A 13,129-nucleotide genomic window follows, 5' to 3' on the forward strand; every position below is an offset into this window, starting at 1 on the left:
CCCGGTAGAGCCGCACAGCGCGCTGGCGCAGCTCGTCCGGGTACTTGCGAGGGGCGGGCACGAAAACCTCCTGGTCAGGGTCTATCAGACCATGATCGAAAGTCTCCGGGTTATCGGGGGAACCTCAAGCCGAAGGTTCACGCGGGCTCTGCTGCCGCCTTGTCGTTCCGACTGGTTGAAGGCGACGCCGAGGGGTGGCGCAGGGGATTGCGGGGCGGGTCAGCGATCGAGTTGAAGGCCGCGCCAGGCGTGGAGGGTCAGCAGGCCGAACGTGACAGGAAAGACCGCGGCGAGCATCAGCTGTGCCGGGGTCACCGTGCCGGGCAGCAGCGCCCACAGCGCCGGTGCCGTAGGCGGGAACCAGCCGCCGTCGGCGCCGGCCACGACCACGATCTGCGTGACGGCCATGAGGCCGACCACGGCGGCGATCGCGGGAAGCAGTCCGCGGCCGACGGTGGCCGCCCACGCCGCCGGGGCGGCCAGCGCCGCGGTCATTAGAGCCAAGGCCAGCAGGCGGCCCAGGCCCGCCCAGTCCGCTGGGCTGGGGGCCTGCCGGGTGACGGCGACAGCGGCCAGCGCCACAGCGGCGGTGAGTCCCGCCGACGCGACGCACGCCCACAACAGGAAGACGATGAGCTTGGCCGCCGCGATGGTGGGTCGGGTGACGGGCAGGCCGAACAGGCCCGTGATGGTGCCGTCGGTGAACTCGCGCCCGAACATCCAGCTCAGGCCGACCCCGAAGGCCAGCAATCCGGCCGCGGCGGTGACCTGGGTGGCGACGTTGAGCATGGCCGGCCATCCACCCTCGGCTGCCAGCGGCCCCAGCTTCGCGGCGAGCTGTTCGTTGCCGCCGGCGGCAGCGGCCGTGGTGGCTGCCGCCAGCGCGGCCACACCACAGATGAGCAGAACGGCGGTGCTGGTCAACACACGGGAGGCGGTCGACTTACGGCCTTCCACGGCGATGGCCGTCGCCAGCATCCGGACGGTCACGGCTCGCTCCGTTCGTGCTGCGTGTCGTCGTCGTGGACGAGCGCGAAGAAGGATCGTTCGATGTCGACGCCGTGCGGGTCGAGCGTTCCGATCACGCGGCCGGCGTTGATGACAGTGATCCGGTGCGCCACCCTGGCCACCTCGTCGAGGTGATGGCTGGACACGAGCACGCCGGCACCGCCAGCGGCGCGTCGGATGAGCGCCTCGCGCAGCATGATGACGCCCGCCGGGTCGAGGGCATTGGTCGGCTCGTCGAGCACGACGACCTCAGGGTCGTGCTGCAGGGCCGAGGCCAGGCCCAGCCGTTGCCGGTTGCCCAGCGACATCCGCCTCGCTCGAACGGCGGCGTAACGGGTGAGGTTCAGCTCCCACAGGACGCGGTCCACCATCAGCGCAGCCTGGGCGGCGCTCGCGCCGTGCAGCCGCGCCGCCAGCGTCAGGTTCGTGCGCCCGTCCAGTTCGCCGTAGGCCAGGGGGTTCTCCACCAGGTGACCGACGTGCGCCCAGTCGGTCGTGTGCGGCGGCTCGTCGTTGATGCGTACGGTGCCCGAGTCCGGGCGCAGCATGCCCAGCAGCAGCCGCATGAGCGTGGTCTTACCGGCCCCGTTGAGTCCGACCAGGGCGTGAATCTGGCCGGCGGCGACGTCGAGATCGATGCCGGCCACGCCGGCGCCGCCGCCGAACTGCCGGGTGAGCCCGCGTGCCTGGATACGTGCGGAGGTCATGGGCGTCCGTCCAGCGTGTCGAGCGCTGCGGTCACGGCGTCGGTCAGTGCGACGTCGTCGCGCTGGGACCAGTCCAGCAGCGCCGCGGTGATGCCGGCCAGGGTCGCCGCGGCCGCGACCCTGGCTGCCTGCGGGTCGGTCCCGTCGGCGACGAGCTGGTCGACCAGGATCTGCTCGGTGGCGGCGTTGTTCGCGGTGATCGCGGCACGCAGCGACGGGGTGACCGCCGCGATACGCACCCGCCGCCGAACCGTCTGGCTCTGCGGTTCCGGGAGCCGGGCCCAGGCCGTCCGCAGGCCGGCGACCGCCCGAGCCAGCGGGGCGAGGGTGCCGGGCTGGGCCGCGACGGCGTCGGCGATCACCGGGTCGTACGGGTCTTCCACCACGACCCGGTCCTTTGCGGCGAAGTGCCGGAAGAACGTCATCTCGGTGACTCCCGCGGCTTCGGCGATCTGCGCGACGGTCGTCTGGTCGTAGCCCTGGCGCTCGAACAGATCCAGCGCACAGTCCAGCAGGCGGGCATGCGTGCGGGCCCGTCTCCCACCGACCTCACTCTCGAACCCCACGAGACAATGTTAGCGGCTAACATTTCGTTGAAACAAGGTGGTGTCTGGCGAAAGGTCCGCGAAGCTCGCAAGGGACTGCGCAAAGCCCGAGCCTGCGGCCACGTTGCGGGCGCTGTACGCTCCGCACTCGATCCTGTCCGGGCTAGTCACCAAGAAAGGCCGAGCTGCAGTGGTCATAGGCCGGTAAGGTCCGTGCGGTCGGCCACGACCTCCGCTGGCTCGACACCCTGGGGCCGGCCGTGACGGCCGATGTCGGCTGCCCACTGCAAGGCGAGCGTGTCGGCGGCTGCACGCCCGCCGACGGTCGCCAGGTAGAGGTATCCGGACTGGTCAGCCATGCCGAGTGTGTACGCGACGACAGGCCAGATACCAGTGCAGGCTCGCCACGGCCATACCACCACCGTGGCCAGTAGCGCCGGAATCCACTCCAAGGCCTGACCGACCAACCGCCCAGGCAGAGGGGAGAACATCATCGGGTCGTCGTGAGCCAGTCCTCTGATCGCCGATCGGGGTCGCCAGGCGATGCGGCGCCGGCCCACCCGCCACAGCTGCACGCTGCCATGGGGATCTCGTCCGGTGACCAGCATGGCGCCAGGGTAATCGCGTGTGACCACACCTGTGCCGGCAGGAACACGACGGTGGCGGCGACGTCGGAGCCGACTTCGAAAGCGATGCTGACTGCGAAATGCCCGGCCAGCGCGGCGTCCCATGCCCGAGCCCCGGGACGGCGCCGGTCAGGCACCAAGCGGCGCCGCGTTTCCGGCGCCGGCTCAGACAGCACGAATCCGATCATGGCCATGCCCACTGCCCCCTGCGTCGCAGCGCTGCACACGTCGGCGACCGGCCAAGCGGCTCGTCCTCGCGCCGAACCAGGCCACGCTGATCCTGCGTGAACACCGCGAAGAAGAACCCGGGCGAATGGTCTCGCCGCGGTGGACGGCACACAGGTCGAGAAACGTGCTGCAGCTCAGGTGCCGGCTGCGCCGTCGAGCGTCAGTGGCGGGGAAGTCCCAGCTCGCGCCGCAACCGCCCCTTGAGCACGTCGAGTTCGGCGTCGGTGGTGTAGACGTGGTCCTGGTCGAGGGTGACGGCGATCAGGTGACGGCTGGGCTCGCGGCTGATCTCGTAGTGGTACAGGGCACCCTGCTCCACGTCGAGTACCATGCGGGTCAGTCTGCCGGTGTACAACACGGACAGCTCGCGATTGAGCTCGTGGTGGCGTTCGATGATCCGCAGGCCTTCGGCTTGGTAGAGCTCGCGGCGCTGGTGCGGGCTCACCTGCCGCAGCCGGTATTTGGCCTGCTCGAACGCGTCGACGCTGAAGATGCGTTGCGCGGGGGCGTCGGGTTGGCCGTCCGGCGGTTCGTACAGGGCGATGTAGTGCAGCCGTTCGACGCTGAGCGCGTCGCGACAGGCTTCCAGCATGGCGCGGTCGGTGGAGTCGGCCTGGTAGCTGCCGGGCACGGTGGAGATCGCGATCTCCTCGGCGGGCAGGGCCGTGGTGGTGGGGTTCTCGATGACCTCGTGGACGTCTTCGACGCGGAAGTAGAAGCAGCCGATGGCGAAGGTCGTGACGCCGAGCAGGAGGGTGAGCATGCCGACGATGTCCTGGACGAGGTCGCTTTTGAACAGGTCGTAGGCGGCGGTGACCAGGAAGCCGTGGATGGCGCTGCCCAGGCCGGCGAGGATGAGGAACGCGCCGCGGGCGCGTTGGACGTTGAGCCAGCCGGGCCGAGCGATGTAGAGGCCGCCGGCGGTCAGGCCGACGATCACGACGGCGACGCCGGCGCGGCCGAAGTTGAACGGATCGTCGCCGAGCAGCGCGAGGAGTATCTCGAAGATCAGGGGCAGGGCGATGGTGCTGGCGAGAATCCCGGCCATCCGCTGCGACCAGTTGATCTTCGGCATGGAGGTGGGGTCGGCTGTGGACATCGCGCACCTTCGGGTCGAGGGGAGGGCGGAGAGGTCATCTTAAGGAACACACGCACGCGGTGTTGTGCCCCGGTTGCGGCGCGCATCGCGCGGGCGTCGGGTCGTGTCAGCGGGGCTGGGTGTCCTGTCCGAGGTCGGCGCCGGGCCCGGCCTGGTGCGGCAGCGGCACAACTGCACCCGGTGCTCGTGTGGAGCGCCGGTCGAGCAGTGTGTTGGCCACCAGATGGATGACGTTGACGACGAGGATCGCGGGGGCGATGACGGCGATGACGCCGTCGAACTGAGCCTGCAGCAGCAGCGCCAGGATGATCGCGGTGATGCCGTTCTGCTGGGCCAGGGCCAGGTGTGCGCGGTCGCTTGGGGGCAGTTTGCGGGTGAGGGCGTAACCGACGATGACCTGGGCGGCGAACGCGGCCGCACCGAGGGCGATTCCGGCGCCGATGTTGACGCCCTCGGTGAGTAGCAGACCGAGCATGAACGCCGCGCCGATCAGCGCGGCCTGCACGGCCCAGCCGAGCTGTCGGCTGATGCTGGGCCGGATGAACAGGCCGGCCACGGCCAGGCCGAGCATCGTGAACTGCCACACCGCCAGGGCGATGAGACCGACCGCGAGCACCGCCATCGCCTTGGGATAGCGGCGCAGCCAGTACCAGCCCAAGAACGCCACCGCGATGAACACCACGTTCGCGGCGAGGTTGGTCAGGTAGGAACCGCCGGTACCGGTCTGAAGCTGCGGCACGCCCTGGGCGGTGGCGACGAGCGCGGCGGCGTACACCGACAGCAGTACGGTGATCGGGTCGTCGAACGACGACCAGGCGGCCAGGATCGACTTGGCGCGCTGGGACATGCGCGGGTTGCCGACGATCGCCGCGACAGCCAGGGGATCGATCTGCGCCACCGCGACACCGAGCACCAGGTACAGCGGGTTCTGGAACGCCAGGGCCAGACCGACGCCGATAATCGCTGCCTTCGCGAATACACCGATCGTGACCGCGGCCACGATCGTGCGCCAGTCGTTGCGGGCGTGGGGCACGTCGATGCCGAAGGTGCTGCCGTACAGGCCGACGGCCAGCAGGATCGTGGTCACCAGCAGATACGTCGGCGATGACTCCAGCCTTGATGCCCCGGTCGCGTAGGCGACCAGCAGGCCGACACCGGCCGGGACGACGAGCTTGCCCAACGCCAGCACCGGCGTGCCTCCACAACAGTTGACGACACCGATTGTGCACCATCAACGCCACAGGCCACACCTTGGCGACGGCACAGGAGCTGGCACGCCTGAGCAGCGCGGCTTGATCCGGCGTTTCGACGGCTTGGCGGTCTCCGCCGGCGGGGGCGTAGAGGCCAGCCGCCTTCGCTTCGGCTGACGGTACGACGAGGGCGGCTTCGCGGTAGTGGCGCAGGGTCCGGCTGCTGAGCGCGGCCCGTTCGGCGGCTGGGCCGGTCTGCAGGTGCCGCCCGCCGCCCATGGCGTCCGGCAGGATTGTCAGTGGCTGGCCTTCAGCTGCCCGGCGAGGGTTTCGTGGAGGCGTGCACTGGGCTTGGTGCACGGAGTAGATGCGGGTCGTGCCGTCGGGGTCCAGGACGCTGGTGACCTCGGCCAGGTGCGCGACGCGCCGGGCGAAGATGGCCATCGCGGTGATCACGCCCAGGACGACGCCGATGGCGAGGTTGTGGGTGATCAGGGTCGCCGCGACCGTGGTGGCCATGACGAGCGTCTCGCCCCGGGCATGCGCTTGAGGGTGGCGGGGGTGATGTTGTGCCAGTCGAAGGTCGACACCGACACGATGATCATCACCGCTACGAGTGCGGCCATCGGGATGACCGCGACGATGCCGCCACGGATGACGGCTTGACGGTCGTGCACGACGGCTCTGCCGGGTAGTGGCTCAGGCAACGTAGGGGAGCGCTGGCGATGACCGGCCATGGCTGACTCCTTCTCCACGCGGAGGGGGGAGGTGCCGGGCGTGCGACGGTGGAGGTGACGAGCCCGCCCATCGACGATCAGCGGACGATCTTGAATTGGAACGTGGGGGTGCCTAGGGCCCCGTAGAGGCGCAGCCAGATCGGCAGCAGCATCTCGGTGCTGCGGGCGGTGCTGATGTCGCCCAGGTCGATGACGTCGGTGTGGCCGAACGACTCCAGCAGCCCGGTGACGGTCTTCTTCGCCTCGGCGTCGCTGCCGGAGACGAACACCGAATGGGCTCCGCTGGCGAGCTGGGCCGGGTCGACCATGAGGTGCGCGTTCATCGTGTTGAGCGACTTGACGACCTTCAGCTCGGGGAAGGTGGCCTGGATCTGCTCGCCGAGGGAGTCGGTGTCCTTGACGAACAGGCTGGGCGGGAAGCCCTGCGAGAAGTCGAGGGGGTTGGCGATGTCGAGCAGGATCTTGCCGGCCAGGTTGTCGCGCCCGGCGGCCTCAAGGGCGGCGATGGACACGTCGCCGGAGGTCGCGTTGACGATCAGCTCCGCGTCGGCGGCGGCCTGCGCGAACGGAGCTAGGGTCACGGCCGGGTGGGCGGCGGCCCAGTCGCGGTAGGGCGGGTTGCCCATGCCGTCGGGCTCGGTGCGCGCCATCGTGGCGGCGGCATCGCGGGTGCCGACGGTCACCTCGTGGCCCAGCCCTGCCAGCCGGCCGGCGAGGGCCTGGCCGACCATGCCCGTGCCCAGAACTGCGATCTTCATCGTGGTTGCTCCTTGAAGTCTTGGCGGGGGAGTCCTTCCTGTGCGATTCAAGCTAGCAGACAGGTCTGTATACCCCGCAATCCGGCCGGAAACTCTTGCTTGTGAGGGGGGCTGCCTCACTTCCAAGGTTAGATCTGGCAGAGGATAAGAGACAGACTTGTCTGTAGTATGTAGGCTGCTACGAAACCCGGAGGGAGGGGAACCGTGACCCAGTCAGGCGCCACGACGCAACCGGCCCGCGAGCGCATCCTCAACACCGCGTTCCGGCTCTTTTACGCCCACGGCCCCCGGGGCGTCGGCGTGGACACCGTCATCGCCGAATCCGGCGTGGCCAAGGCGACGCTGTACAAGTACTTCCCCCGCAAGGACGACCTCGTGCTGGCATACCTGGACAAGGTCGACCAGGCCTGGTTCGGGGGCCTGCGCGCCGCCGCCCGCAACGCCGGCGACGCACCCCGCGACCAGCTCGTCGGCATGTTCGATGCGCTGAGCACGGCCTGCCGCCGCGAGGGCTACCACGGCTGCGCGTTCATCAACACCGCCGCCGAATCCGAGACCGGCAGCGAGGTGCACGCCCGCACCGTCGAACACAAGAACGTGGTCCGCGCATGGGTCACCGACCTGGCCCGCCGCGCCGGCGCCGCCGACCCCGACCTGCTCGCCCGGCAAATCACCCTGCTCATCGACGGCGGCCTGGCCGCCGGTGTCCTCGACGCAGACCCGGCCGCCCCCGCCGCGGCCAAGGCCACCGCGCAGGCGCTCGTCAACGCGTCCTGCCCGCTTGCCTGAGCGCAGCCCGTCCTGTGGAGAAGCGTCCACGCCAGCATCACCGGAATCGGGTCGCCACGCGGTACATCCGTATCGAACGACTCGGCGATCGGGCCGGGTGCCGGGCCGCGCGGCGCAGGATGCCTGTACGCCCGGCCGCCGGCCGGTGAGGAACCGTGGGGTGAGTCGGCCGCATCGATAGTGATGATCACGATTGGGTCTTCGCGGCCGGAAATGTCGGGGAAACGGGCGTGATAGATACCGGCGGCCTCGGCTCGTCGGGGGGCCGCCGGTTCGGCGACCTGGCGGCCATGACGGCATGTCCGCCCGGCCCGACGAATCAGGCCGGTCGATTCATTCCAGTGGTCGGAGTCCGGCTCGACTGCTGCGGGCGTTGCCAGGCGACGAACGCGGCGCCTCGGCGACCGCCGCCGTCCATGTGCGTACCTCCGCCCAGCCGGGTACGCCTGATGCTCAGTGGCTGGCACCGAAAGACAAGGTGTTCGGCAACTTGCGCACCGCCGCACATCGCAAGTAACCGCGGTGTCGTCCCCGTGCGCGCTGCCACACGGACGCCCCGCATCACAGCAAAGGGCGAAGGTCCCTGGTGGGGAGGGTCTGTAGGCCCTGTCGACCGGTCGCGGGCGGGGGTGCAATGGGGAGAGATCGGAGAGATAAGGCGATGACGGCCCTGACGCCGCGGATGTTCGGGACCTGGCCGACCGTGAAGGCCGATCATGCGATGTTGGCGGCGATAGCGTCATGCCGCGGACACGATCGATGATCAGGACCACCGGGTGCGCACGGAGCTGCTAGAGCTGAATCCGGACACCGATATGCAGGTTTCGGCGGATAGCGGGGTGCTCGACATCCACGCGGAGCGGCGGGTCCAGCACAAGATTGCGGACCGTTCGGAGTTCCACTAGGCAAGTGGCAGCGTTCGGTGCGCCTGCCGGGCATGCTGATGTCGACAACGTCGGCACAACCTACGACAAGGGGATCCTCAAGGTGACGGTCCGCTGAAGGCAAGCGGGTGTGGTCGGCAGATTCGGGTTACCAGCAAGTAGGTCACAGGTGCGGCTCGGCACGATTCCGGGCCGGACGCCCGGCGTGGTGCCCCGGTTCCGGCAGCAATCATGGGCGATCCGTTCCGTCCGTCAACGGCCGCCAGAGCCGGGCGGGTCATCCCCAATACGCACAGAACATGGCGAGAGGAAATGGACGTAACGTCGCTTCAGCGGCGGCGAGCTCTGATCGAGGCCGCACGTGACGCCCTTGCCGCGCCGTCGATCTTCAACACGCAGCCGTGGACGTGGCGAAGCGCGGACGACTGGTTGCAGCTGTGGGCCGACCGCAGCCGCCAGCTGCGGGCCACCGACTTCGCCGGACGGCAGCTGACCGTCAGCTGCGGTGCCGCGCTGCATCACGCGCGGGTCGCGCTGGCGGCCGCGGGCCATCAAGTCCAGGTCGACCGGATCCCGGATCCCGGCTCGCCGGGGCTGCTGGCGCGCATCGCCATCACAGGTGCTCACGTGCCCACGGATGAAGAGGTTGCGTTGTGCCGGGCGATCGGGGACCGCCATACCGACCGGCGGGCTTTCACCGCCGAGGCCGTGGCCAGCCGGGTGCTCAGCGAACTGGTCGCAGCAGCGGAGCGGCAGGCCGCTCACCTGTATCCCGTGCCGACCGAACAGGTCAAGGTCCTCGGAGCGGCCGCGGCACACGCGGAGGCGGTGCACCAGGCCGATCCCGGTTACCGTGACGAGCTGATGACGTGGACCAACCGCCCGGCCGAAAGCGGGGACGGCGTGCCCGCGACGACGGCGGTGACGCCCACCGCGCGCGCGGTGCCGGTGCGTGACTTCACGCTGTTCGGCCGGGGGCATTCGGCCGGCCTCGAACATGATGTGGGCGCCCGCTTCGCGATGATCTTCACGTATGGCGACGACGTCGTCGACTGGTTGCGGGCCGGGGAGGCGCTGTCTGCCGTACTGCTGGCCGCGACGGTCGCGCAGTTGGGCTGTGCGCCGATCAGTGACGTCATCGAGGTGCGGGCCACCCGGGAGCAGCTGGGCCGCCTGCTGCGAGGCGGAGGCCATCCGCAGGCGGTGGTGCGGGTCGGGCATCCGCCGGCTGGGGGATCGGCCATCACTGCTCGTCGCGCGCCGTCAGAGGTCATCAACCCATGAGCGCCCCGGTGGGCGGGCTGTTCATCGAACACGTCGACGCGGTCGTGTTCGACCTGGACGGGGTGCTGACCGACACGGCCAGCCTGCACGCGGCAGCGTGGCAGGAGGCCTTCGACGGCCTGCTGCAGGACCTGGCTCGACACGGCGGGCCTGCGTTCGCGCCGTTCGATCCCGGCGCGGAGTACCGGGCACATGTCGACGGCCGTCCCCGGATCGACGGGGCACGCGGGTTCATCGCGGCCAGGGGCCTGAGCCTGCCGGAGGGCACGCCTGCGGACCCGCCGGGGACGGCTACCGTGTGGGCGGTCGCCAACCGCAAGGACCAGTTGCTGCGGCAACTGCTGGCCGAGCAGGGGGTACGGACGTTCCCGTCGTCGGTAGCGCTGGCGCGGCGGCTGCGTGCGGCCGGGGTGTTCACCGCGGTGGTCACCGCCAGCCGTAACGCCGTCCAGGTCCTGGCCGCTGCGCAGCTGGGCGATCTGTTCGACGTGCGGGTGGACGGCACGGACGCGGCAGCCCTTGGCCTGCCCGGCAAACCGGATCCGGCGACATACCTGGAGGCGGTCCGCCGGTTGCACGTGTCGCCTGACCGCGCCGTGATCATCGAGGACGCGGAGCCCGGCGTCCAGGCGGGCCGGCGCGGTGCCTTCGGACTCGTGGTCGGCGTCGACCGTGACAGCACAGGCGCGCTGGGCGCAGCCGGGGCGCACATCGTGGTCACCGACCTGGCCGACCTGCCCGTCGACCTGGTGGGCCTGCACACGCTGCCCGGTGACACGGGCGCACCGCAGCAGCTGCTCGGCGGCGGACGGTCGAGCACCGGGTGGACACTGCGCTACGACAGCTACGATCCCGGCAGGGAAGGCCTGCGCGAGGCCCTGTGCACCCTCGGCAACGGCTACCTGGCGACGCGTGGCGCCGCCGCCGAGTGCCAGGCCGACGGCGTGCACTACCCGGGCACCTACCTGTCCGGCCTCTACAACCGGCTGACCACGCCGATCGACGGACGTCTGATCGAGCATGAGCATCTGGTCAACGCCCCGAACTGGCTGCCGTTGCGGTTCCGGATCGTCGGCGGTGACTGGTTCAGCCCGGACACGGCGCACCTGATCGACCACCGGCTCGAACTCGATCTGCGGGCCGGGATTCTCACGCGGGTGCTGCGCTGGCGCGATCCGTCCGGTCGGCTTACCCGGGTGCAGCAGCGCCGCCTGGTGCACCTGGCCACCCCGCACATCGCCGCGCTGGAGACCACCTTCACAGCCGAGAACTGGTCCGGTGGCCTGCAAGTGTGCGCAGGCATCGACGGCGGTGTCGTCAATGCCAACCTGCTCGAGGACGCCCCGCTGACCAGGGTGCACCTGCACACCGAACAGACGAGCATCATCGACCCCGACACGATCCTGCTGACGGCCGTGACCACACAGTCGCGTATCCGCATCGCGGCGGCGGCCCGCACCCGTGTGCGCGACAGCGCGGGCCACGATGTGCCCGTGAGCCGCGCTCCACACAGCGGCGAAGCCTCATTCGTCGGGCAGGACCTGGAACTGGACCTGGTCGAGGGCCGTCCGGTCATCGTGGAGAAGGTCGCCGCGATCGCCACCTCGCGCGACCCCGCGATCAGCGAGCCGGCGTCGGCGGTGTGCACCGCGCTCGGCCGCGCCGGTGACTTCTTCGACCTGCTGGTCACCCACGAACGGGCCTGGCAGCGGCTGTGGGACCTGTTCGATCTGACTCTCGACGCCGACGACGAGGTCACCCTCGCGCTGCGGCTGCACACGTTCCACTTGCTGCAGACGCTGTCGCAGCACACGGCGCAGCTCGACGCGGGCGTACCGGCACGCGGCCTGCACGGTGAGGGCTACCACGGACACGTCTTCTGGGACGAGATGTTCGTGTTCCCCGTCTTCAACCTCCGGGTGCCGTCGCTGTCACGTGCCCTGCTGCTCTACCGGTGGCGGCGCCTGGAGCAGGCACGCCACGCGGCCCGTACAGCGGGATACCGCGGTGCGATGTTTCCCTGGCAGAGCGCCAGCGACGGCAGGGAGGAGACACCTGACGAGCTTTTCGACCGGCGGCTCGGGCAGTGGATCCCCGACTTCTCGCACCTGCAGCGCCACGTCGGCATCGCCGTCGCCTACGACGTCTGGCAGTACTACCAGGTCACCGCCGACGTCGATTTCCTCGCCGAATACGGCGCAGAGATGATCATCGAGATTGCGCGCTTCTTGACCAGCATCGTCGCCTACGACCCGGTCGACGAGCGATACGGCATCGCCGGCATCGTCGGCCCGGACGAATACCACACCGCCTACCCCGGCGCGCGCGAAACGGGTCTGCGCGACAACACCTACACCAACGTCATGACCGCGTGGGTGCTGCACCGCGCCCTCGACGTGATCAACCTGCTTACCGGCCACCACTGCGGCCTGCTGTGGGAGCAGTTGGGCATCAGCGAGGTCGAGACCCGGCTGTGGGAACGTGTCAGCAGGCGGATGCGGGTTCCGTTCCACGACGGCGTCATCAGCCAGTTCGACGGGTACGGGCAGTTGGCCGACTTCGACTGGGACGCCTACCGGGCCCGCTACGGCGACCTCGTCGGCATCGACGCGATCCTGCGCGCCCAGGGGGCGAGCCCCAACCAGTACCAGCTGTCCAAACAGGCCGACGTGCTCATGCTGCTTTACCTGCTGTCGGCCGAGGAACTTCGCGACCTGTTCGCCCGGCTCGGCTACGACCTCGACGGCCCCACCATCGAGGCCACCGTGCGCTACTACCTGGCCCGGGTAGCCCACGGCTCCAGCCTCAGCCGGATCGCGCACTGCTGGGTCCAGGCCCGCGCGGACCGCGAACAGTCCTGGGCGCTTTTCCTGCAGGCGCTACGCGCCGACCTCGACGACACCCGCGGCGGCAGTACCCGGGAGGGAGTGCACCTGGGCGCGATGGCGGGCACCGTCGACCTCGCGCTGCGCTGCTACACCGGGCTGGAGACCCGCGACGACACCCTGTACTTCCATCCACTGCTGCCCACCGAACTGCACGCGCTGCACGCCGAGCTGTGCTATCGCGGCCACTGGATCGTCGTCGACCTCGACCACGTACGGCTGCGACTCTTGCTGCGGCCCTGCCAGGCCGCCCCCATCCGTGTCGATGTCGACGGCAGCGTCCACTTCCTTACTGCAGGTGACCAGCGCGAGTTTCCTCTCGCCAGATGAGCTGAGCGGCGAGCCGGCCGCAGCGCCGCGAGAGCACCCGGTGGTGACAAGCGTCACTA

The 13,129-nt window shown here is 69.7% G+C and carries 11 protein-coding genes and 1 pseudogene; 4 read left to right on the forward strand and 8 right to left on the reverse strand.

What is annotated here, in order from left to right:
• Nucleotides 1-219: 219 nt before the first annotated feature.
• From HAV39_RS34710 to HAV39_RS34745, 8 genes and pseudogenes are all read right to left on the reverse strand, one after another.
• Entirely contained in the window at nt 220-990 is a 771-nt protein-coding gene (locus tag HAV39_RS34710; protein WP_239121069.1) for an ABC transporter permease, read from the reverse strand.
• Nucleotides 987-1,715 (reverse strand): ABC transporter ATP-binding protein, encoded by a 729-nt coding sequence (locus HAV39_RS34715; RefSeq protein WP_191843407.1) that lies wholly within the window; start codon nt 1,713-1,715, stop codon nt 987-989. Before HAV39_RS34715 ends, HAV39_RS34710 begins: the two co-directional genes overlap by 4 nt.
• Nucleotides 1,712-2,281, reverse strand: a complete 570-nt coding sequence (locus HAV39_RS34720; protein ID WP_203736771.1) for a TetR/AcrR family transcriptional regulator — start codon at nt 2,279-2,281, stop codon at nt 1,712-1,714. The genes HAV39_RS34715 and HAV39_RS34720 overlap by 4 nt, the downstream gene beginning before the upstream one ends.
• Before the next feature lie 173 nt (nt 2,282-2,454).
• Nucleotides 2,455-2,868, reverse strand: a complete 414-nt coding sequence (locus HAV39_RS34725; protein WP_191843408.1) for a hypothetical protein — start codon at nt 2,866-2,868, stop codon at nt 2,455-2,457.
• Nucleotides 2,869-3,274: 406 nt separating this feature from the next.
• Nucleotides 3,275-4,213 (reverse strand): hypothetical protein, encoded by a 939-nt coding sequence (locus tag HAV39_RS34730; RefSeq protein ID WP_191843409.1) that lies wholly within the window; start codon nt 4,211-4,213, stop codon nt 3,275-3,277.
• Nucleotides 4,214-4,319: 106 nt separating this feature from the next.
• The gene (locus HAV39_RS34735; protein WP_191843410.1) at nt 4,320-5,402 is read right to left on the reverse strand and encodes a cation:proton antiporter; all 1,083 of its coding nucleotides are present in this window, start codon (nt 5,400-5,402) and stop codon (nt 4,320-4,322) included.
• A gap of 355 nt (nt 5,403-5,757) precedes the next feature.
• A pseudogene (locus HAV39_RS34740) lies at nt 5,758-6,053 on the reverse strand (SulP family inorganic anion transporter); the annotation flags it as partial.
• A 164-nt stretch (nt 6,054-6,217) separates the two neighbouring features.
• A complete protein-coding gene (locus HAV39_RS34745; protein ID WP_191843411.1) occupies nt 6,218-6,898 on the reverse strand; it encodes an NADPH-dependent F420 reductase in 681 nt (226 codons plus the stop codon).
• 204 nt (nt 6,899-7,102) lie between these two features.
• On the opposite strand from HAV39_RS34745, the gene HAV39_RS34750 reads away from it, so the two are divergent.
• The 4 genes from HAV39_RS34750 to HAV39_RS34760 all read left to right on the forward strand — a co-directional run bounded on the left by HAV39_RS34750 (nt 7,103) and on the right by HAV39_RS34760 (nt 13,070).
• Nucleotides 7,103-7,687: a TetR/AcrR family transcriptional regulator gene (locus HAV39_RS34750; RefSeq protein WP_191843412.1), complete on the forward strand. Its 585-nt coding sequence runs from the start codon at nt 7,103-7,105 to the stop codon at nt 7,685-7,687.
• A gap of 776 nt (nt 7,688-8,463) precedes the next feature.
• Nucleotides 8,464-8,592 carry a hypothetical protein gene (locus tag HAV39_RS43445; protein ID WP_275413994.1) on the forward strand — a complete coding sequence of 43 codons (129 nt, stop codon included), beginning with the start codon at nt 8,464-8,466 and terminating at the stop codon, nt 8,590-8,592.
• A 210-nt stretch (nt 8,593-8,802) separates the two neighbouring features.
• Nucleotides 8,803-9,855, forward strand: a complete 1,053-nt coding sequence (locus HAV39_RS34755) for an Acg family FMN-binding oxidoreductase (protein ID WP_239121068.1) — start codon at nt 8,803-8,805, stop codon at nt 9,853-9,855.
• Complete coding sequence (locus HAV39_RS34760; RefSeq protein WP_191843413.1) at nt 9,852-13,070, forward strand: HAD-IA family hydrolase; 3,219 nt, start codon at nt 9,852-9,854, stop codon at nt 13,068-13,070. Before HAV39_RS34755 ends, HAV39_RS34760 begins: the two co-directional genes overlap by 4 nt.
• Nucleotides 13,071-13,129: the final 59 nt, after the last annotated feature.

Source organism: Catellatospora chokoriensis (assembly GCF_011297315.1).
In the GTDB taxonomy this organism is placed as follows: domain Bacteria; phylum Actinomycetota; class Actinomycetes; order Mycobacteriales; family Micromonosporaceae; genus Catellatospora; species Catellatospora citrea.

Bases quoted from the DNA above. Each gene is read 5' to 3' on its own strand.
- HAV39_RS34715 (WP_191843407.1), bottom strand. From the start codon at position 1,715: ATGACCTCCGCACGTATCCAGGCACGCGGGCTCACCCGGCAGTTCGGC.
- HAV39_RS34725 (WP_191843408.1), bottom strand. From the start codon at position 2,868: ATGCTGGTCACCGGACGAGATCCCCATGGCAGCGTGCAGCTGTGGCGG.
- HAV39_RS34730 (WP_191843409.1), bottom strand. From the start codon at position 4,213: ATGTCCACAGCCGACCCCACCTCCATGCCGAAGATCAACTGGTCGCAG.
- HAV39_RS34745 (WP_191843411.1), bottom strand. From the start codon at position 6,898: ATGAAGATCGCAGTTCTGGGCACGGGCATGGTCGGCCAGGCCCTCGCC.
- HAV39_RS34755 (WP_239121068.1), top strand. From the start codon at position 8,803: ATGGGCGATCCGTTCCGTCCGTCAACGGCCGCCAGAGCCGGGCGGGTC.
- HAV39_RS34760 (WP_191843413.1), top strand. From the start codon at position 9,852: ATGAGCGCCCCGGTGGGCGGGCTGTTCATCGAACACGTCGACGCGGTC.